This window comes from Kribbella endophytica (assembly GCF_054781295.1).
The window spans coordinates 2596788-2617173 of sequence record NZ_BAAGUR010000001.1 but is presented as its reverse complement, the minus strand read 5'-3'; the positions used below and the strand labels follow the sequence as shown (position 1 = coordinate 2617173).

15 protein-coding genes are annotated in these 20386 nt (G+C 68.1%); 10 read left to right on the top strand and 5 right to left on the bottom strand.

Annotation, left to right across the window (positions count from 1 at the left end):
* Positions 1–2: 2 nt before the first annotated feature.
* From ACYVIO_RS12490 to ACYVIO_RS12475, 4 genes are read right to left on the bottom strand one after another with little or no spacing between them, the layout of a single operon-like run.
* Positions 3–2702 carry an apiosidase-like domain-containing protein gene (locus tag ACYVIO_RS12490; RefSeq protein WP_460650866.1) on the bottom strand — a complete coding sequence of 900 codons (2700 nt, stop codon included), beginning with the start codon at positions 2700–2702 and terminating at the stop codon, positions 3–5.
* Positions 2703–2754: 52 nt separating this feature from the next.
* On the bottom strand, positions 2755–3525 hold the full coding sequence (locus tag ACYVIO_RS12485; RefSeq protein WP_460650865.1) for an ATP-binding cassette domain-containing protein: 771 nt from the start codon (positions 3523–3525) through the stop codon (positions 2755–2757).
* Positions 3522–4550 (bottom strand): ABC transporter permease, encoded by a 1029-nt coding sequence (locus ACYVIO_RS12480; protein WP_460650864.1) that lies wholly within the window; start codon positions 4548–4550, stop codon positions 3522–3524. The genes ACYVIO_RS12485 and ACYVIO_RS12480 overlap by 4 nt, the downstream gene beginning before the upstream one ends.
* Positions 4547–5635, bottom strand: coding sequence for a sugar ABC transporter substrate-binding protein (locus tag ACYVIO_RS12475; protein WP_460650863.1), 1089 nt, complete (start codon positions 5633–5635; stop codon positions 4547–4549). The genes ACYVIO_RS12480 and ACYVIO_RS12475 overlap by 4 nt, the downstream gene beginning before the upstream one ends.
* 184 nt (positions 5636–5819) lie before the next feature.
* Here ACYVIO_RS12475 and ACYVIO_RS12470 point away from each other — a divergent pair, with 184 nt between their 5' ends.
* The 5 genes from ACYVIO_RS12470 to ACYVIO_RS12450 all read left to right on the top strand — a co-directional run bounded on the left by ACYVIO_RS12470 (position 5820) and on the right by ACYVIO_RS12450 (position 12032).
* The gene (locus ACYVIO_RS12470; RefSeq protein WP_460650862.1) at positions 5820–6956 is read left to right on the top strand and encodes a glycoside hydrolase family 99-like domain-containing protein; all 1137 of its coding nucleotides are present in this window, start codon (positions 5820–5822) and stop codon (positions 6954–6956) included.
* A gap of 1 nt (position 6957) precedes the next feature.
* Entirely contained in the window at positions 6958–8001 is a 1044-nt protein-coding gene (locus tag ACYVIO_RS12465; RefSeq protein WP_460650861.1) for a LacI family DNA-binding transcriptional regulator, read from the top strand.
* Positions 8002–8097: 96 nt separating this feature from the next.
* The gene (locus tag ACYVIO_RS12460; RefSeq protein ID WP_460650860.1) at positions 8098–10212 is read left to right on the top strand and encodes an MMPL family transporter; all 2115 of its coding nucleotides are present in this window, start codon (positions 8098–8100) and stop codon (positions 10210–10212) included.
* A gap of 3 nt (positions 10213–10215) precedes the next feature.
* Complete coding sequence (locus tag ACYVIO_RS12455) at positions 10216–11391, top strand: sensor histidine kinase (RefSeq protein WP_460650859.1); 1176 nt, start codon at positions 10216–10218, stop codon at positions 11389–11391.
* Positions 11388–12032 carry a response regulator gene (locus tag ACYVIO_RS12450; protein WP_460650858.1) on the top strand — a complete coding sequence of 215 codons (645 nt, stop codon included), beginning with the start codon at positions 11388–11390 and terminating at the stop codon, positions 12030–12032. Before ACYVIO_RS12455 ends, ACYVIO_RS12450 begins: the two co-directional genes overlap by 4 nt.
* 153 nt (positions 12033–12185) lie before the next feature.
* Here ACYVIO_RS12450 and ACYVIO_RS12445 read toward each other — a convergent pair whose 3' ends face one another.
* Positions 12186–12830, bottom strand: a complete 645-nt coding sequence (locus tag ACYVIO_RS12445; RefSeq protein WP_460650857.1) for a hypothetical protein — start codon at positions 12828–12830, stop codon at positions 12186–12188.
* A gap of 46 nt (positions 12831–12876) precedes the next feature.
* On the opposite strand from ACYVIO_RS12445, the gene ACYVIO_RS12440 reads away from it, so the two are divergent.
* From ACYVIO_RS12440 to ACYVIO_RS12420, 5 genes are all read left to right on the top strand, one after another.
* On the top strand, positions 12877–13845 hold the full coding sequence (locus tag ACYVIO_RS12440) for a class I SAM-dependent methyltransferase (RefSeq protein ID WP_460650856.1): 969 nt from the start codon (positions 12877–12879) through the stop codon (positions 13843–13845).
* Positions 13846–14249: 404 nt separating this feature from the next.
* Positions 14250–14921, top strand: a complete 672-nt coding sequence (locus ACYVIO_RS12435; protein ID WP_460650855.1) for a hypothetical protein — start codon at positions 14250–14252, stop codon at positions 14919–14921.
* Between the two features lie 33 nt (positions 14922–14954).
* A complete protein-coding gene (locus tag ACYVIO_RS12430; protein WP_460652083.1) occupies positions 14955–16010 on the top strand; it encodes a DUF1353 domain-containing protein in 1056 nt (351 codons plus the stop codon).
* Positions 16011–16142: 132 nt separating this feature from the next.
* Positions 16143–17438, top strand: coding sequence for a gluzincin family metallopeptidase (locus tag ACYVIO_RS12425; RefSeq protein ID WP_460650854.1), 1296 nt, complete (start codon positions 16143–16145; stop codon positions 17436–17438).
* 42 nt (positions 17439–17480) lie between these two features.
* Positions 17481–20375 carry an AfsR/SARP family transcriptional regulator gene (locus ACYVIO_RS12420; protein WP_460650853.1) on the top strand — a complete coding sequence of 965 codons (2895 nt, stop codon included), beginning with the start codon at positions 17481–17483 and terminating at the stop codon, positions 20373–20375.
* The last annotated feature ends 11 nt before the right edge of the window (positions 20376–20386 follow it).

Sequence of the window (20386 nt, the reverse complement as noted above, 5' to 3'; positions counted from 1 at the left end):
AGCTACTGCTGCTGGATCGAGAGGCCATAGACGATCGGTGCGTTGCCGGTGCCGGCGAGGTAGAGGAGGCGGGCCTTGGTGCCGGTGACGTCGGGGAACGTCACTGTGGTGGTTTCGCCTTCCTGGCCGAAGCCTCCAGTGCCGGCGTACGCCGTCCGCCAGCTCGTGCCGTCCCAGTACTCGATCCGGTACGCGGTAGTGCGATTGCCGTACTCGGAGACGGTCACCGTGTTGAACGTCGTACTCCGAGCGAAGTCGACGGCCAGCCACTGGTCGGCCCAGCAGCCGTTGCAGGCTTGCCAGTTCGTGGCGGGGTCGTGGTCGAACGCATTCGCGGCGACCTGCTGAGCGTCCCAGGTCGAGCTCGCCGAGTAGGTCCCGCCGACCGTGAGGTCGGGTGCGTCGGTGCGCGGCTGTCGGTACAACCCGAGCTCGGTGATCGCGAGCGGATCCCTCCGATCCGGTACGACGACAAAGCGCACCTTCGTCGTGGAGATCCGGGGAAAGCTCAGCACGGTTCCCTGTCCGGTCGGGCCGATCCGCCCGGACCCGGTGGCTGCTGTCTGCCAGGCCTGGCCGTCCCAATAGTCGACCCGGTACGCCGATGCACGGCCCGACCCAGTCACGATGAGCTTGTCCAACGAGGTCGCGGCGCCGAAGGCCGCCTCCACCCAGGCTTCACCACCGTGCGGCCGCCAGCTCGTCGATCGGTTGCGATCGGCAACATTCGCCGCCGTACCGGAACTTGCGGTGAGAGTCGACGCCGCGGCCTGGTCCTGCAACTGCTGCCGGAAGGTCACCACCATCGCCGTACTGGTCTGCCCTGATCGCGTGGCGACAGCGCGCAACTGAACGTCCATCGGGTCGGCGATCTGCAGCGGCCCGGTGGCGCTCGAGGTCGTCGGCGTACTGCCGTCCGTCGTGTAGTGGATGTCCGCGCGTGACGTCGAGGTGCTGAGGCGCACCGGCTGCGCGCCCTCGTACGAACCGCCCGGCGGGTCGGCGACCGGCTGTCGCGGCCGGGTCCCGATCGGTCCACCGCGCTCGACCGACAAGACCCAGTCCTCCGCCGTAGGACGGACGGGGACGGTCAGGTTTCCGCCTGGCGCCTCGAGCCGGTTGTCGATCGGCGTACGACGACCGGTGCGCGGGTTGAACCACTCCCCCGTGTAGTAGCGATCCGGGTCGAGCTTCCGGATCGTTCCGGTCGCCGTTCCCTGGCTGGTGAAGAGCGCCACGTAGGTCTTGTCGCCGTCGCTGGCCAGCAGGTTGTCGCAGCCGGCGCCGAAGTCGGACCAGGCCGCGTCGCCGAACCTGGGGACGAGCTTCCACCAGTCCAGGTCGCGGAAGAACCGCACGCCGTGGGACAACTGATCGGCGGTCTGCCGATTCGCGCCGGTGTACCACCACTGGTACCGGGCGGGCAGTTCGTAGTCGGTGCCGGCGTCCAGCGGTTCGCCGGGCGCGGAGTACACGTCGTTCCAGAGGCCGGACACACCGTACCCGTAACCGCGGAAGCCCAGCAGGTAGGACTTGTAGAGAGCACTCAGTGCATGCCGTCCGTCGGTCCAGAAGTCCTCGTACGGCGTCTCGTAGGCGAGGCTCGGTTTGCCGGCGGCCCAGTAGTCGGCAGCCAGTCCGACGTTCCACCCGTCGGTGTACTGCAACTGCGCGGCGAAACCGTCGTGCCAGGGCTCGGCAGCGAACCGGGAGTTCCCGACGGCGGTCTGCTCGGTGTTCTCCTGGTGCGGCATCAACGGCTGGTCGTAGGAGTCGGCCGCGTCGAGCGCCTGGATCGCCGCGGCCCACGGCGCCATCGCGTCCCCGGAGTAGACCCCGTAGAAGTCGTTGTCGATCTCCTGCGCGACCGTCCAGATCACCGGGTACGCGCCGTACCGGGCATCCCAGTAGCGCGCCACCGACGCCATGTAGTCCGGGGTCATCACGCCGGGGAAGTCGTGCGGCTGCGCGACCCACGACACCATCGCGTTGGCGTGCACGAGTCCGGCGTCGGCGATGTAGCCGAACTTCTGGTCCATCCGCGCGAACCCGGCCAGGTCGTCGGCCGACAACCCGTCGGTGAGATCGGCGGCCGGTTCTTCGTCCGGCCTACCGTGGCTCCCGCCGTGCGGCTGCCAGATCGGCTCGGACTGGAAGACCGTGAAGCCCTGGTCGACCCGCTTGTCCACGACGTACTTGAACTGCGAGGCGACCCCCGGCGCGTTGGAGGTGTCGAAGCGTTCGTGCGGGAGGATCCAGTGCGTGTCGCCGAGGTAGAAGAACGGCGTCCCGTCGGCGTGCTGGAGGTAGTGACCGTCCGCACTCGGCCTGAGGAAGCCGTGCTGGTAGACGGCCAGCTGTCCCTGGTACGGAACGGCCCGCACTGTCGCGGACACCCCGTTGAGCCCGGCGTCGGCGGTGTTGGTCGCCGAGGTGCGCATCGTCCAGGACCCGACCGCCGGCGGCGCGAAGCGGACCTTCCAGGTCGAACCGCCGTCCCAGAACGCCGGCCGTGTGATCACCTGCCCGCGCGGTCCGCGGAACGACGCCGTGACCTGGACGTCGGCGAACGGATTGCCGTAGCTCGCCGTCGAGGTCAGCGCGATCTCCACCGACCGCCAGGTCTCGACCGTGTACGACGCCGGCCGCGGGCCGGCCGCGGCGCCGGGGACGAGAGCGAAGGCACCCAGCGAAAGGGTCACAAGGCAAGCTAGCAGCCGGGTGACGATCCGGCGGCGCGACAACGAGGGCATGTCAGATCCCTTCGACAGCGTCGGTTGCGGGCGTTTCGCCGTACACGATCAGCTTGACGATCTCCTCGACCGAGCTGTCGGTACGGCGGCGGATGCCGGCCACCCGGCCCAGGTGCATGACCATGATCCGGTCGGCGGTCTGCCACACCTGCTGGAGGTTGTGGCTGATCAGGATGACGGCCTTGCCCGCGTCCCGCAGATCGCGGACCAGGCGCAGGACCCGTTCGGACTCCTGGACGCCGAGGGCGGCGGTGGGTTCGTCCATGATCACGATGTCGGCGCCGCCGATCAGGACGCGGGCGATCGCGACGGCCTGCCGCTGCCCACCGGACAACAGGTAGATCGGGACCCGGACCGACGGGAGCTGAATGGTGAGGCCGGCCAGGATCCGCTCGGCCTCGCGGTAGATCCGCCGCCGGTCGACGAACGGCCCGCGACGGAACTCCCTGCCCAGGAACAGGTTCGCGGCGACGTCCCGGGTGTCGACCAGCGCCAGGTCCTGGTAGACCGTCGCGATCCCGGCGGCCGCCGCGTCCGCCGGATTGCCGAACACCACTTGGTTGCCGCGGACCCGCAGTTCGCCCTCGGTCAGGTCGTAGACGCCGGAGAGGATCTTGATCAGTGTGCTCTTGCCCGCGCCGTTGTCCCCCAGGACCGCGAGCACCTCGCCGGGGCGCAGGTCGAACGACACCTGCTCGAGCGCCCGGACGTGACCGAACAGCTTGCCGACACCGTGTGCGCTGAGGAGCGGTTCCGTGGATGTCTGGGTCATCGGGCCCTCCGCCGTTCGCCCATCGCGCCGAGGACGACGGCGAGAACGAACACCGCGCCGCGGGCGAGTTGCTGGTAGTAGGAGCTGACCGACAGCAGCGTCAGCCCGTTGTTCAGAACGCCGATCAGCAGGACGCCGGCGAGGGTGCGCTGGATCCGCCCGGACCCGCCGGCCAGCCCGATCCCGCCGAGCAGGACCGCTGTCAGTACGTCGAACTCCGCGCCGTTGGCGTAGTTGGGCCCGCCGCTGCTGGACGTCCCGGTGGTGATGATGCCGCCGATCGCCGCCAGGACTCCGGTGGTGACGAACACCCCGGCGTACAGCCACTTCGTCCTGATGCCGGCGCGCAGGGCGGCGCTCGGGTTCCCGCCGACGCCGTAGATGTGCCAGCCCACCGGGGTGAAGGTGAGGACCACCCAGCACACGACGAACACCGTCATCAGGATCCACACTGTCGTCGGTACGCCGAGCGGCCGGAGCTGCATGAACTCGGGCAGGGCCAGGTCGGTCAGCGGCTTGGTCTGGCCGCCGGTGCTGATCAGGGCGACGCCGCGCAAAACGATGCCCATCGCCAGCGTGGCGAGGATCGAGTTGATGCCGACACCGACCACGAGCACGCTGTTCGCCAGGCCGATCCCGACGCCGACCGCCAGTCCGAGGAGTACGGCGGCCGGCGTACTCCAGCCCAGGCTCTCGATCGCAAGCGACACGACGACGCTGGTCAGCGCGATGTTCGCCCCGACCGTGAGGTCGAGCTGACCGGCGATCAGTGCGATCGTCATCCCGGCGGCGAGGACGCCGGTGACCGCCGCCGCGGCGCCCACGTTCAGCAGGTTGCGCTGGGTCAGGAAGTACGGCGAGGCCTGGGCGAAGTAGATGACCAAGGCGATCAGGGCGACGTAGATGCCGAGGTCGAGCAGACGGTCGGAGACCCGGCGCTGCCCGGATCGGCCGGACTCAGGGGCCGAGCGGCGTGGGTTCAGCACGCGGAGCAGGTCGGTCTTCGCAGTGGTGTCCGTCGTCATTTGGTCTTGTCTTCCGGGTAGAACTGGTCGACGTTGGCCGCGGTCAGCACGCGGCCGACGGCGAACTTCTCGAACGGCTTGCCCATCGCGGTCGCGATCGCGGCCTCGACCCAGTTCCAGCCCTCGGCGTACGGCTGGAAGTCGACGGCGGCGACCAGGACCCCGGCGTTGCTGCGGTCGCGCAGCGCCAACCGAGCGGCGCTGTCTCCACCGTTGCTGACGGCAAGGACGTCGCCGTCGCGGTTGGCCGCCTTGGCGGCGTTGATCGCGCCGACGACCGGCTCGTCGCCGTACGAGACGATCAGTACGGCGTCGTCCGGGTGAGCGGTGAGGAAGTCGTTGAACGTGGCCCCGGCCGAGGTGGTCGGGTCCTGGCCCTGCGGGGTGAGCATGACGGTGTTCGCGGCCGGGATCCCCAGTTCGGTGCCGGCGCGGGTGAACGCGGCCTTCACCCGGGCGTCGCACGGTCCGCAGTTCGGCGAGGTGAGCCCGGCCACCATGACCTTCTTACCCTTCCAGGCTCCGCTCATCTTGGCCTTCGCGGCGGCCTTCATGGTGTCCACCGCCAGCGCCCCGACCTGCTGGTCGTCGACGCCGAAGCTCGGCACGTCCTTGAACGAACCGTCGACCAGGACCAGGCGGACGTCGTCCTGCCGGGCCTGGTTGTAGGTTGCGTCGTTCATCGGCTGCGAGCCGACGACGTCCGGCAGCTTCACCGCGAGCTGCTTGTACTGGTCGAGCTGGGTGTCGTACTTGAAGTTCAGGTCGGCCTCGTCGAGGTCGACGCCGTAGTACTTGGCCGCGTCCTTCATCCCGTCCGACCAGGTCGCGAAGAACGGGTAGCTCAGGCCCGGGTTCAGGAACGCCAGCCGGTACTTCTTCGGCAGCGTCTTCGGGACCGCGAACAACGGTTTGACCTGGTAGGTCCCGGTGGCAGCCGCGACCTCCGCCGCGGTGTGAGTGGCCGTGGACGCCGTCGTACCGGCGGAGTCCGACGACCCTTCCTGGTCACCCGTCGAGCAGCCGGTCACCACGAGGGACGCGGCGAGGATGCCGAGGGCCAGCTGGGTACGTCGCGAGCGCATGGACTCTCCCTTGGGCTTGTTGAAATGTTTCAACAAGCGGATGTTATGGACGCCTCCCAGTGACGTCAAGACCTCGAAGAAGGCCTGTCCGATGACGGCCAACGACCCTGGACAGCGCTCCGGCGGGCCACCTAGGGTGAGCCTTGAAATATTTCAACCCGATGCTCTGCTGGGAGCGTGATCGATGGACAGGCCGAAGGTCCTCGCCTACTACTTCCCCGGGTGGCACCGCGATCCCCGCAACGCGCGGTGGTTCGGCGCCGACTGGGACGAGTGGGAGCTGCTGCGCTCGGCGGCACCCCGCTTCGAGGGCCATCGGCAACCAAGGGTCCCGCTGGACGGCTACGTCGACGAGTCGGCGGCCGACGCGGCCGAAGCACAGATCGACCTCGCCCGGCAGTACGGCGTCGACGGCTTCCTGGTCGACTACTACTGGTACGACGACGGGCCGTACCTGCAGGGCGCCCTGGACGAAGGGCTGCTGTCCGCGGCCAACAGCGACGACGTCGAGTTCGCCCTGATGTGGGCCAACCACGAGCTGCTCGACATCTTCCCGCACGGCGATCCCGCGCTCGGCACGCCTCGGCAGCTCAAGCGAGGGGCGATCGATCGCGCCGCGTTCGAGAAGATGGCCCGGCACGTCATCGACAACTACTTCTCCCGGCCGAACTACCTCACCGTCGAGGGCAGGCCCTGGTTCTCGATCTACGAGCTCGGCAACCTGATCACCGGACTCGGCGGCGTGGAGGCGGCCGCCGACGCGCTGCGGTGGTTCGAGCAGGAGACGCAACGGGCCGGTCATCCGGGGATCCACTGCGATGCCGTTGTCTGGGGCATCGGTGTCCTGCCGGCCGCGATCACGGTGAGCGATCCGCGGGAACTCGTGCGGGCGTTGGGGTTTCGCAGCGCCACGTCGTACGTGTGGATCCATCACGCCGACGCGAACGACTTCGACTTCCCGGTCGCCGACATCGCACCGTTGCGGGAGACGGCGTTCGCCGAGTACGAGAAGTACGCCGCGGAGCTCGACGTCCCGTTCTACCCGAACGTGACGGTGGGCTGGGACGCCTCTCCGCGCACCGACCAGTCGCTGCCCTTCGACCGCGGCGGCTACCCGTGGACACCGGTCTGGGACCCGACTCCTTCGGACTTCCGGGAAGGCCTCCTGCAAGCGAAGGCGTTTCTCGAACGGCACCAGCCGCCGTACCCGATCGTCACCGTCAACGCTTGGAACGAGTGGACCGAGGGGTCGGCGCTGCTGCCGGACACCCATCACCGGTACGGGTTCCTGGAAATGATCCGGGACGTCTTCGGGCACTAGGATGGAACGGTTGCCGGGCAGGTCGACGTACGGGGTGGTAGTGGCGAAGAACGTGACCATCAAGGACGTGGCGGCCCTGGCCGGCGTCTCGCTCGGCACCGTGTCGAACTACATCAACGGCACCCGGACGGTCTCCCCCGACGCCCGCGCGCGGATCGAACGGGCGATCGACGTGACCCGCTTCGTCCCCAACCGCGCGGTCCGGACCCTGCGCGGCAACCGCACCCACACCGTCGGGCTGCTGGTCCCCGACGCGGGCAACCCCTTCTTCACCGAGATCGCCCGCGGCGTCGAGGACGTGGCCCGCAGCCGCGGCGACGTCCTCGTGTACTGCGACACCGCCGGCGACTCCGAGCGCCAGGCGCTCTACATCCGCAGCCTGGCAGAGATGCGCGTCGGCGGCCTGATCATCTCCGCAACCGCATCGATGCCGCCCGACCTCGGCGACCTGGAGTCAGTCGGTACGCCGATCGTCGTGGTCGGCGGCGAGGGCATGGCGATGACCACGTCGCGAGTCACCTTCGACCACCACCTAGGCGGCAAGCTCGCCATGCAACACGTCCTGGAACAAGGCCACCGCCAGGTCCTCTTCGCCGGCGGCCCAGGCGGCGAGCTAGTCATCCAGGCCCGCTACCAGGGCGCGCTAGCCGCCATCGAACAGCACGGCTCCGGCGCGGTCCTGCACCGCGTAGACGCCACCGGCCGCAGCGCCCGAGAACGCAGCGAACTAGCCGCCGAGATCATGGCCCTGCACCCCCGCCCCACCGCAGTCCTCTGCGGCAACGACCTCATCGCAATAGCCATCGTCAACACCCTCATCCGAACCGGCTGGTCAGTCCCCGGCGACCTGGCGATCGTCGGCTACGACGACATCACCGACGCCCAACTGGCAGTGGTCCCCCTCACCACCATCCGCCAACCGGCGTACGAAATAGGCACCGCAGCCGCCCAACTCCTCACAGAACGCGCCGACAGCCCCGACTCCCCCCACCGAGAAATCACCTTCACTCCAGAGCTAATCCTCCGCAACTCCTCCCAGCCGTAACCTGCCCCGGCCGTTCGTCGTACTCCGTGCGGAGTACGGCGAAGTGTCTGCCGTGGCCAGACGCGTCAGGCTCGTCGGCTTGACAGCGTGATCACCATGACTTCCCAACTACGGGCGCCCGACCACACCGGCGCCGATACCAGACCGAAGAGATCACGGACCAAGACCGTGCTGCCGTGGTTCATGCTGGCTGTGTGGATCGGGATGGTGGTGGGCGGCTACTCACTCGCCGGCAAGCTCGACTCGGTGACCCGCGATGGCCAGGCCGACTACCTGCCGGCCAGCGCCCAGTCGACCAAGGTGCTCCTGGCCGAAGCCGAGTTGCCCGGCGGCGAGAACGGCCTGCTCGTGGTCGCGTACGAACGACCCGGCGGCCTCCGACCGGGCGATCGGGAGGCGGTCGTACGCGGCCAGGCCGAGCTGGCGAAGCGATTCGGCAACGACACCGCCGTACCGCCTCAGATCGTCGACTCCGAGGACGGCACGGCCGTGATGTACGCGCTGCCGCTCGATCGCGAGGCGATCGACGAGAAGGCCGGCGCCACCGCGGATGCGCGTGGCCTTCTCGCCGACCGACCGGACGGTCTGAACGCCTATGTCACCGGTCCGACCGCGCTGGGGTCCGACATGGACGAGGTCTTCGATGCCGTCGACTCGACGTTGCTGCTCGCTACTGCCGTAGTAGTGGCGGTCCTGCTGATCCTGACGTACCGCAGTCCGCTGCTGTGGCTGGTCCCGCTCACGGCGGTCGGGGTCGCGGCGATCATGTCGATGGGGGTTGTTTACGCACTCACGCAGATCTTCGACTTCACCGTGACGAGCATGAGCTCGGCGTTGCTGATCGTCCTAGTCTTCGGCGCGGGCACCGACTACGCCTTGCTTCTCGTGTCTCGTTACCGCGAGGAGCTGCACCACCACGAGCGGCCGATCGACGCGATGCTGGCGGCGCTGCGTGGGGCCGGCCCGGCAATCCTCGCTTCGGCGATGACGGTGGTAGCCGGCCTGTTGTGCCTGTTGGCTGCGGATCTCAACAGCACCAGCGGTCTGGGCCCAGTGGGTGCGGCGGGCATCGGATCCACGCTGCTCGTCATGTTGACACTCTTTCCGGCCCTGCTGGTCGTGCTCGGGCGCCGGGTCTTTTGGCCGTTCGTGCCGCGAGTCGGGGTTGAGGCGCACGCAGCTGGTTCTCGGTGGGCTCGGCTTGGCGAGTTGGTTGCTCGCCGCCGCGTCGTCAGCTGGGCGGTGCCGCTGGTGATCCTGGGCGGTCTCGCGCTGGGCACACTCGGTGCCAGTGGCTCGCTTCCGCAGCTGGACCAGTTCGCCCGTTCGACACCGGAGTCGGTGGCCGGGGCGAAGCTCATCGAGGCGCGCTACCCCGACCAGAGCGGTCAGCCGCTCACCGTGATGAGTCGGCCGGCCCAGAGCCGCGAGGTCCTTGCCGCCGTCGAAAGTACGCCGGGGGTTGCCGAAGCCGAGATCGGCCGGGCCAGTGACCGCTGGGTGGAGATCTCCGTGATCCCGGTCGACTCGCCGGAAAGTGCGGGTGAGACGGCAACGATCAAGCGGCTGCGGGAGCGCGTGCACGAGGTCGCCGGTGAGGCCGTGCTGGTTGGTGGGCCGAGTGCCGAAAGGCTTGACGAGGCCGAGACCAGCAAGAGCGACCGCAATCTGGTGATGCCGCTGATCCTGCTGGTGGTGCTCGCCATCCTCGGGCTACTGCTGCGGGCGATCGTGGCTCCGCTGGTCCTGGTCGCCACCGTCGTGGTGTCGTTCTTCGGAGCCCTCGGACTGTGCAACCTGTTGTTCGACCAGGTGCTCGGTTTCGCCGGGCTGGAGCCGTCGGTACCCCTGATCGGCTTCCTTTTCCTGGTCGCACTCGGGGTCGACTACAACATCTTCTTGATGACCCGGGTCCGTGAGGAAGCCGCCCGGCACGGCACTGTCGAGGGCACCAAGCGTGGCCTCGCGGTGACCGGCGGCGTGATCACCTCGGCCGGCGTCGTGCTCGCGGCGACGTTCGCGGTGCTCGCCACGCTGCCGCTCGTCATGCTCGTCGAGATTGGGATACTGGTCGCCGTCGGCGTGCTCATCGACACCTTGCTGGTGCGGTCCATCGTGGTTCCCGCACTGACGATGTCGCTGGGTTCGCGGATCTGGTGGCCCAGCAAGCTCTGGCGCACGGGACAGGACTGTGTCGATGACACTGTGTGAAAGATGATGGCGCTCCGTCCGCCAGTAGCCGATCGGCTGCTGGCGGCGGCGGCGTTCGTGCTCGGCGTCGTCGTCGCGATCACGCTCGAGGCGGTGGATTTCGACGGCGAGCGAAGCGTGGATCTGTGGGCGATCGCGCTCCTGGGCGCGATGTCGGCGCCGTTGCTGGCACGCCGGCGCTCGCCGATCCTCGTCGTACTCGCGGTCCTCGCCGTGTCGACGCCGTACCACATCCTCGACTATCCCCACGAGGCCACGATGCCGGCCTCACTGGTGGCGGCGTTCACCGTGGCGCGGTACAGCGAGCCACGGCGACGGGCCGCCGCCGCCCTGCTGGCGGTGGCCGCGGTGACCGTGCCGGTCCTGGCCGACGAGACGTCGGGGGCACCTAGCGATGCTCTGCTCGGCGTCGGCTGGCTGTTCATGGCCTTCTTTGCCGGGCTGGCTGTCCGATTCCGTGAAAACTGGAAGGCCGCCGTCACCGCGAAGGTCGAGCAGGAGCGTGCCGACGAGGTCGAGCGGCGGGTCGCCGAGGAGCGGGTCCTGATCGCTGCCGAGCTGCACGACGTACTGGCGCACGGCCTCGCGGTCGCGAACGTCCAGGCGTCCGTCGCTGCGCACCTGATCGACCAGCTGCCGAGGGGCGGGGATACGTCGCTGCAGGAGCTGTCCAGCACGCTGCACAACCTGTCGGACACGAGCCGGGCCACACTCCGCGAGCTGCGTGCCGTTCTGGACGTGCTGCATGGTGGCGAGGCCGAGCCGACCGAGCCGGCGCCCCACCTCGGTGAGCTGCAACGTCTGGTGGAGATGGGCGAGGCGGCTGATGTCCGGGTCGACGTGGAGGCTGACGGGCTCCCGGACGAGTTACCGTCGACGGTGTCCGTCGTGGCCTACCGGATCATCCAGGAGTCACTCACCAATGTCATTCGACACTCGACGGCCACGCACGCGACCGTCCGACTCGACCAGAACGGCCACCGGCTGCGGATCGCGGTCATCGATCACGGACCCGCGCGACCGGAGTCAACCGTGACACCGGCCGGCTTCGGGATCGCCGGGATGACAGGGCGAGCACAGGCCGTCGGCGGCGAACTGTCCGCCGGCCCGGGCGAGTCCGGAGGATTCGAAGTACGAGCCAGCCTGCCGCTGCCGGAGATCTGGCGGGTGCCGTCATGATTCGGGTCCTGCTCGCCGACGACCAGACTCTGGTACGCGGCGCGTTCGCGCTGCTGGTCAACTCCGCTGACGACATGGAGACCGTCGGGGAGGCCGGCACCGGCGACGAGGCGGTGACGCTGACCCGGGACCTGCGCCCCGACGTCGTCCTGATGGACATCAGGATGCCGAGCACCGACGGCATCGAGGCGACCCGGCAGATCATCGCTGACGATGGATCGAGCGGCAGCAAGGTGTTGATCCTGACCACGTTCGAGACCGACACCAACGTGCTGCGCGGCCTTCGCGCGGGGGCGTGTGGATTCCTGCCCAAGGACACCCGTCCGGACGCGTTGCTGGCCGCCATCCGCACCGTCGCGGCCGGGGAAGCGCTCTTGTCGCCCGGCGCGACCAGGGCGGTCATCACCCGTGCGCTGGGTCGCCCAGACGCCCCTGCGCCTGAGCGGTTGGCCAGCCTGACGGCGCGCGAACGCGAGGTGCTTCGGCTCATCGCCGCGGGCCGAAGCAACCAGGAGATCGCGAACGACCTGGTCGTCAGCCCGCTGACCGCCAAGACCCACGTGGCCCGCATCCTGGCGAAGATGGGCGCTCGCGACCGGGTCCATCTCGTGATCGCCGCGTACGAAGCCGGGCTCCGCTAGGTGTGATGTCCAGCGGCGTACCGACGATCAGCTCGACCTCTCGAGCCCCGGCCGTGGCTTGTAGCGATTGCCACAGGCAAGTATCAAGATCGAGGGCGTGATGGAGAGACCTGAGGGCCGACGATCTTCTGGAGTACGCCGGGGCGTCGTAGCTCAGAGTTCGCGCAACGCGGCAAGGGCCCGGTCGCGGCCGCTGCGGACCCGGGCGAGGTCCGGTTCGCCGTACCGGGCGCTGATCCGCGTCAGCCGTTCGTAGACGGTGACGGCCAGGTCGGCGTGCTCGCGAACCCAGGCCTGCTCCTGGACATCGGCCGGACTCAATGGCTGGCCGCCGATCGGCTGGTAGTGACCGGAGGACCGGCTGTACTCATCGGCCACCTGCCGCGATTGCACAAGCCGCATCGCCCTGAGCCGGGCGAGCCGCACCAGCGCGTCCGCCGCGTGCGCAACGGCCTGCTCGTCCCCGCCGCCGAGGGTGTTGTTCACCTTCGCCGGATCACCACTGGTCGGGTCGAGCCGGTGGTAGAGCTGCCAGGCCTTCTCCGCCTGCACCAACGCGGCGTACAGATGACCGCCGACGCTGTGGATCTCGGTCAAGTCGTAGTGCAACGACGCCAGCACCTGCTCGTCCTTCGACGTCAACTCCGACGCCGCGTCAGCACGCTCGATCGCCACCTGCGCACGCTGGTTGGCGACCGTGGCGACCCGCCAGTTCTGCGTCGCGACGGCGGCCTGACTACGCCGCAACTGCTTCTGTGCCACTCGCCGCCAGGTATCGGCCGACCGCCAGATCGTCATGGACCGACGCTAACTGCTCCGTGGGCCCTCAACCTCGCGGGATCCCATGTCGCGCGTTCGAAGCCGGCGCAGCTCCATCGCTCAGTGCCGGCCCGGTGGTGGAAGGGTCAGTTTCAAGAACGGCCGACAGGCGTTATGCCGGTGGCAGAAGCCCTGTCAGCTCCTCGACGTGAGGAGGCATTCTGAGACGATGGATCTGGGGTTTGGCGGCGAGGTTGCTGATCTGTACCACCGATACCGCCGCGGTTATCCGTCAGGGTTGATCGGCGCGTGCGTCGATGCGTTCTCGTTGAACAGCGACGATCTCGTGATCGATCTCGGTTGTGGTACGGGGCAACTGGCGACACCGATCGCCCCGCACGTTCGGGCCGTGATCGGGGTCGATCCCGAACCAGACATGCTGGCCCACGCCCGCTCAGCCGCCCAGGACCAGGGCGTCACGAATGTGGCATGGATGGTCGGCAGCGACTCCGACCTTCCGCTCCTGCGATCGCTGGTGGCTGAACAGTCGGTCGGTGCTGTGACGATCGGACAAGCACTGCACTGGATGGACCATGAGGCGCTGTTCGCCGCGGTCGGTCCGCTCCTGCGTCCTGGAGGCGGTGTCATGGTCGTGGCCAACGGCATCCCGCTGTGGCTGCAGGACTCGGACTGGTCACGGGCGTTACGCGAATGGCTGTCCAACTGGTTCGGCGCACGTCCAGCCAACAGCTGCGGCACCGACAACGCAACGCAACAGCGCTATCGCCAGAGCCTGACAGCCAACGGCTTCGAGGTCAGCCAGGTCGAGCTCGACTATGCCGACGAGCTCGACTTCGACCACCTACTCGGCGGCGTCTACAGCGCACTACCGGTCGACCGCCTCCCCTCCCCCAAGGAGCGTCCACAGATCGCAGCGGAACTCCGGGAAGTGCTCCATCCCCATCGGCCGTACATCGAGCAGGTCCCGGTACGAGCCCTCCTCGCCACGAAGCATCCGGTGCCCGGTGATCGATCCCTGTCCGGGCACCCGTAACAAACTGCATCGAATGATCGGCGATGGCGATTTCGGCGGCTACGCCAACTCGCTTGCCCGGCGCGCGGCCGCCAGGTTGGCGAACTTCTCATGATCACCCCTTGGAAACGAGGGGAGCTGCCATCGAAGCATGTCGACCGGTTCTGCAGGGCATCCGCCACCGTCCGTGATGTTGGTTGAGCCTCGGGCGCCGCAAGGACCCGCGCGTTTCAGCACTGTTCGTGACGCAGAGTTGCGCGTACGGTCGGGGGGTAGGGGAGAAAGCGAGTCGCGTGTCGGGGTTGCTGACATGCGCGGGGCGGTTGCATGCGAGTAGCTCGATAGCTGCACGCTGCGCGAAAGTCGATGCCCGGGGGGTCGGGCAGGCGTTCGCGGGATGGCTTTGATCAGGGGGGAGACAAAGGATGCCTATTGTCGATCGGACGGCGATCGAGTCGCCGCATCATCAGGTCATGGACTTGTGGAAGGAGATTGTTCTCGAGTCGAGAACGCTGGGTTTCGTCGACAGGATTGTCATCGCCATCCAGTTGGAAGCACGGGCAAAGGCCTTGGCGATCCACGAAGGGTTGGCGCGAAGTGCGGGTGATCTCGCGACGGAAGCGCGCGCCTTCGCAACCGCTACCAAAGAGCAAAGCCCGCTGACGACGGCGCTCTGGTTGTACGGGATCGCGTCGAGTGTGCTGGGCGCCTTCGGCCTGTGGTCGACCTCCAAACTGTGGGGTCTCGCGTCGGGAACCATCGATGCCGCCCAGCAGGGTGCCGCCCAGAGCGCGGCAGCGCTCACAGGAGCACTCACCCTCGCGTCGGGTGGCGTGATCTATTGGGTGATCCGAGGCACCGCCATGGCTGTCCAGGCAGCGGCTGAGGCATTGAACGACCTGGCCACGAAGGAGCATCCCTCGGCGCTTCTGCTCCAGAAGGCCAGGTCTGCCGAAGAGCAACTGTTCTCGATTTTTCAGCAACGAGTGCCAAGGCCCCCAATTTCTGCTGGGCCGGTGTTGGCGATCGGAGCAATCTGCTTGATTCTCGGCGTTGTCGTAGCTGCCCTTGCGGGAATCGGCTCCGGTTCGACATGAAGCCGGCGATGCTGCGGGAAGCTGGTGGAACTCATGCCGATTCATAGGGAGCCTGAGCGCTTCTTCGACGGCGGACCCATTGGCGACAACGAACCGATCTGGGATCCGATCAGCAAGATGAAGGTGGTGCTGGAACGTACCGAGGAAAAGGCGGGCCACCGATTTCTCTGGTTCACCTGGGAGCGGCCGAAGGAGATGTTCAAGCTTACTCAGAGGATTACCTACCGCGCCCGGATCGATGGCAATGACGAGATCACTGTGTCGGTGCCGGCCGACGGCGAGACATTTCGCACCGACCTGACATCAGTGCCGACCCTCTTCACCTGGCTGATTCCACGGACCGGTTCGCATCTGCCGGCTGCGCTGGTCCACGACGGCCTGGTTTTCAACGCGGATGAGTCGCAGTCCTACCTGAGTAGGGACGGCCGGTCGGTGACGCGGATGCAAGCTGACGAGATCTTCCGTGACGCCATGGCGGACCTGGGCACCAGCGCGCCACGTCGCTGGATCATGTGGGCCGCCGTCACCTTGGCAACCATCAAGGCGGGTGCCTGGACGAAAGCACTGGTCGGAGAAGAAGCTGGTCGGCTGGGCAGTGTCGAACCGAATCACCTCAAGAATGCGTACTACCGGCTGGCTGCCTACGGCTCGCTGCTGTACATAGTCATGCTCGGCATCCTCTCGAGTCTCGACTTCCTGGATTGGCGCCACGTAACCCTGCCTGTCCTAGGTGACCGGCGCATACCAGTCGTAGGCGACGTCACGCCTCATGACCTGCCGATTATCGGCGACCTGCGCGAATCGTTCATGGGGGATCGACCGTGGCAGACGGAGTTTTGGCACGGGGCTCTAGCCGCGCTGATTCTTCCGGTCCTCCTGGCGGTCCTCTGGTGGCGCCTGTGGAAAGCGGGCCTGATCGTGGGCGTCGCACTTGCGCTACTGCTCTACGTCACGCTTGTCCTCGCCGCATTGACGCTTCTCTTCCAGCTGATCGAGCTCCTCTGCTCGCCGGTCCGTGGCCTGCCGGGCAGGCAACCAGCGAATCCGCCGCCGGCAACTGAAGCCGGGCCGGCGTCCGGCCAGGCTTGAGGGAAGGCTGCTTCGACGAGATCCGCGACCGCGGCAACACCGTCATCGCGTCCTGACCGGTGTCACCCGTTGACGAACTGATGCCACCTGTAGCCTTTGCGGATTGGGTGGGGTGGGCTGGGGAGACAACACATGGGTGGGGATTTCAGGACCCGGCGACGGGTGCTGTGGACGGCTGGCGTCGTCGTACTGGCGGTTGCGGTTTCGGCGGTGACTTGGGCTGTACGACGGCCGGACGAGCGCGCCGTCACGTCGTCGACGCCGACTGTTGTGTCGCCTGCTCCGGTCGACGACACCGACGCCCGCATGCTCGCGCAGGTCGACGCGTTGCTGAAGGCGCGTGCGGCGGCGGTGGTCGGTGGGAAGCTGCCAGCCTTTCTGGGGCAGCTCGACCCGCGCAACGCCAAGCTGCGGGCGCGGCACCAGTTGCAGTACACGAACCTGCGCAAGATCGGGCTGCGTTCGCTGACCTATCGCCGCGAGGCGGGTTGGGTGCCCGAACCGCAGGCCCAGCACGGCGCGAAGGCGTACGCCTTCCGGGTCATGATGCTGGTCCAGGTCAACGGGATCGACACCTCGGCGCGCTACGTGCCGGCTGGGTACACCTTTGCCGAGCGCAACGGTCGGTGGTTGCTGGTGGACGACGACGACCTGGCCACTGAGGCCGATCGCGGCAAGACCCGTGAGCCCTGGGACCTCGGCCCGCTCGACGTGGTCCGCGGGCCCGGCGTACTGGTGATCGTGCCGCCGGCCGAACGCGCGAACGGGCGGCGGTTGTTGCGCGAGGCCCGGATCGCTACTCCCGCCGTACGGACAGCGACGCGGCGGGCGCAGGCCGGGATCCTGATCGTTGCCCTGGGCGACGGTCGCGCCTTCGACGCCACGTGGCAGACCGGCGGCCACCCGGCAGCCGCCGTCGCGGTCCAGAACTACGCGCCGATCAACCCCGAGGCGACCCAGTTCAAGGTCACCGGGAGCAGGATCGTGATCCACCCGAGCGAACGCTCCGACGCCGACCGTTTCCTGCTGGCGCACGAGTTCACCCACGCCGCGATGTCGCCGCTCGGCCACGGCGCGCCGACGTGGCTGGTCGAGGGCTTCGCCGAGTACGTCGAGATGAAGCTGACCGCCGAGCAGGGCCACACGCAATGGCTCGCCGACTACCGCCGCACGATCCGCCGCGAGGGCTTGCCGAAGCTCAAGGTGCTGCCGATCGACGGCGTCTTCCACGGCGACTACGACGAACAGAGCTACGGCGTCAGCTGGCTGATCGTCGAGCACCTCGTCACGACGTACGGGCTTCCCCGCCTGAACGCCTTCTACGCCGACCTCGCCAAGTCGCCTGACGACCCCGCGGCCCGCGATCGAGCCCTGGCCAAGCACTTCAAGATCACCGACCCGGCACTGGTTGCGGCCGTCAAACGGTGAGATTTCCGCTCCTGGCGAGCCGTTGGTCGGGGAGACTGGAGTATGGACAGGCTGCGGCTCGAACTGCTGGGGGTGCCGCGGGGGTTTGCCGGGTCGGAGAGCTTCGACCTCGGGCCGGTGCGGCAGCAGGCGGTTCTGGCCGTGCTCGCGTTGAACGCCAATCACGTGCTGACGGCGGAAGAGCTGCTGAGTGCGGCGTGGGGCGATGCGGCGCCGGCGAGTGGGGCGAAGGTGGTGGCGCCGTACGTGTATCGGGTGCGGCAGGCGTTGCCTGACGGGGATCTGCTGCGTCGGACCCGCCACGGGTATGTCCTCGATCTCGCTGCCGATCAGCTCGATGTCAGCGCGTTCGAGGCGATGGTCGCGGAAGCCCGGCGTACGGCGGACAAGTGCGAGGCCGCGGAGCTGTTCGGTGCTGCTCTGGCCTTGTTCGACGGCGAGCCTTTGGCCGGACTGCCCGGTCGGTACGTCGCGTCCGAGCGTCATCGGCTGAGCGAGCTGCGCCGGAAGACGCAGGCCGAGCGGATCGACCTCGAGCTCGAGCTCGGCCGGCATGCCGAGGTGATCGCCGAACTGAAGGCCCGGGTGGGCGACGACCCGATGGACGAACAGTCCACCGCTCAGCTGATGACCGCGCTGTACCGCGCCGGCCGGCAGGCTGAGGCGCTCGACGCCTACGCCCGCGCCCGCGAAGCGCTCATCGCCGAGCTCGGCGTCGAGCCCGGGCCGGGCCTTCGCGCGACCCATCGGCAGGTCCTGAACAACGCCGAGCGGACGACGGGCCGCGACGAACTGCCCTACGCCGGCTCGACATTCATCGGCCGTTCCGCCGACCTGCAGGTTCTGACCTCAGCGTTGACCCGGTCCGGCGTGATGCCGCTGGTCTGTGTCGACGGCATGGCCGGCATCGGGAAGACCACGCTGGCGATCCACGCGGCACGGGCGGTCGCGGACGCCTTCCCGGACGGTCGGCTCTTCGTCGATCTACACGGTCACACGCCCGGCCGTACGCCGATGACAGCGGCTGATGCGATCAACCATCTGCTGCGTGGTGCCGGTGTCAGTGTCGATCGAATCCCTGGTGATCTTGGTGCGGCCGCGGCGCTGTGGCGTGCGGAGACCGCTGGTCGCCGGGTACTCGTTGTCCTCGACAACGCGCCGAGCGGTTCCGTCGTACAGCCGTTGTTGCCTGGAGCACCCGGTTGCGCGGTGGTGGTCACTAGTCGAGGGCACCTGTCGTCGCTCGACGTCTCCGCTCGCCTTGCTCTTGGCGGTCTGACCGACTCCGACGCCGCCGACCTCGTCTCGGCCGTCTCGGGTCGCGAACGCTCCGACCCCGCTTTGCCGGATCTCGTCGAGCGCTGCGGCCGGATTCCGCTGGCGTTGTCGATCGCAGGTTCCAAACTGCGGCACCGGAAAAGCTGGACCGTTGCGCACCTCAACGACCGCATGGATGCCAAAGGCAATCGGCTGGCCGAGCTCAGTCTCGACGGGCGCAGTGTGACGGCGGCGTTCATGGTCTCGTACGAGCAACTTCCCTTTGAGCAGCAAGGGTTGCTGCGGCTCGTTGCCCTGGTCCCTGGTCGGGACTTCGACCGGTACGGCGCTGCGGCGTTGTCCGGTCTCGAGGTCGAGGCCGCCGAGGTCGCGCTCGATGCGCTGGTGGACGCGAACATGCTGCTGGACAACGGTCCTGGGCGCTACCGCCTGCACGACCTGATCCGCGAATTCGCCGCTGGACTGCCTGGGGATTCCTTGCCGGGGGCGCTTTTCGGTTACTACACCGCGGCAGCGCGGGCGACCGCCGTCCATCTGCTGGGTGATCCTCCGTTCGAGCAGCCCTCTGTTTCGGTGGCGCTTCCCCCGCTGACCACCGCCGAGGACGCCGAGGCCTGGCTCGGGCTCGACGCCGAGAACGTGCTCGACGCCGTCGCTTGGACGGTCGCACACGATCGGCCGGCCGACACCGTTGCTCTCACGCTCGGGATCTACCCGTTCGTCTTCACTGCCGACCGCAACGACCTCGGCAGCAAGCTCTTGGCCTCGGCGATCGCCGCCGCGAGGCGCGTGGGGGACCGGGCGAGCGAGATCTACTTCCTGATCCAGTCCGGCTGGCTCGAACTCACAGTGAACGACCGGGAGACCGGGCTCCGGCTGATCGACCATGCGATCACGCTGGCCGATCGGCTGGGCGACGTACGGCTGCAGGCCTACACCACGGCTCAGCGCGGACGTGCTTCCTTCCGGATCGGCCGCCCCGCGCAGGCGATCGCCGAGCTGACCCGCGCGCTGTCGCTGTCGGGGGAACTGTCGCCGCGGAACGCGACGATGTACCACCACACGCTGGCGATCAGCCTGTGGTCGCAAGCCCGGTACGCCGAGGCGGCGGACTCCGTCCGCGCGGCGTACTCGGCGGCGGAGAAGGGCGGGTTCCGGCTCCGGATGGCCCGGCTGCTCAGCTTCCTCGCGTGCTGCCAGGTCGACCTCGGGCAACCGGTCGAGGCACTCGCGACCATCCGGCGTACGGCGGACCTCGGCGGCCCGACGACGCCGCGCTTCAGCACGGAGATCCTGACCATCCGCGGCAGCGCGCTCGAGCAGCTCGGCGACATCGACGGCGCACTCGACGCCCACCACCGCGCCCTGGAACAGGCGTCGCTGACCGGCAACGCCGACGGCGAGGCAGAAGTCCGGCTACGCCTCGGCAGCACGCTGCGCGCCGCAGGCAACCATCGGCGCGCGGCCGAGGAGTTCTCCCCGGGCTCTCGCGCTGGTCGCCGACAGTGGCACGGCCTTCGACCAGGCCCGAGCCCTCGACGGTCTCTCCGACTGCCTGCGCCTGACTGGGTCCTTCGAGCTTGCGACGTCGTACCGTCAGCAAGCCTTCACCCTCTACCAACAACTCGAGTCCCTGGAAGCTCGCCGACTGGCCGATGAAGGCCTTACTG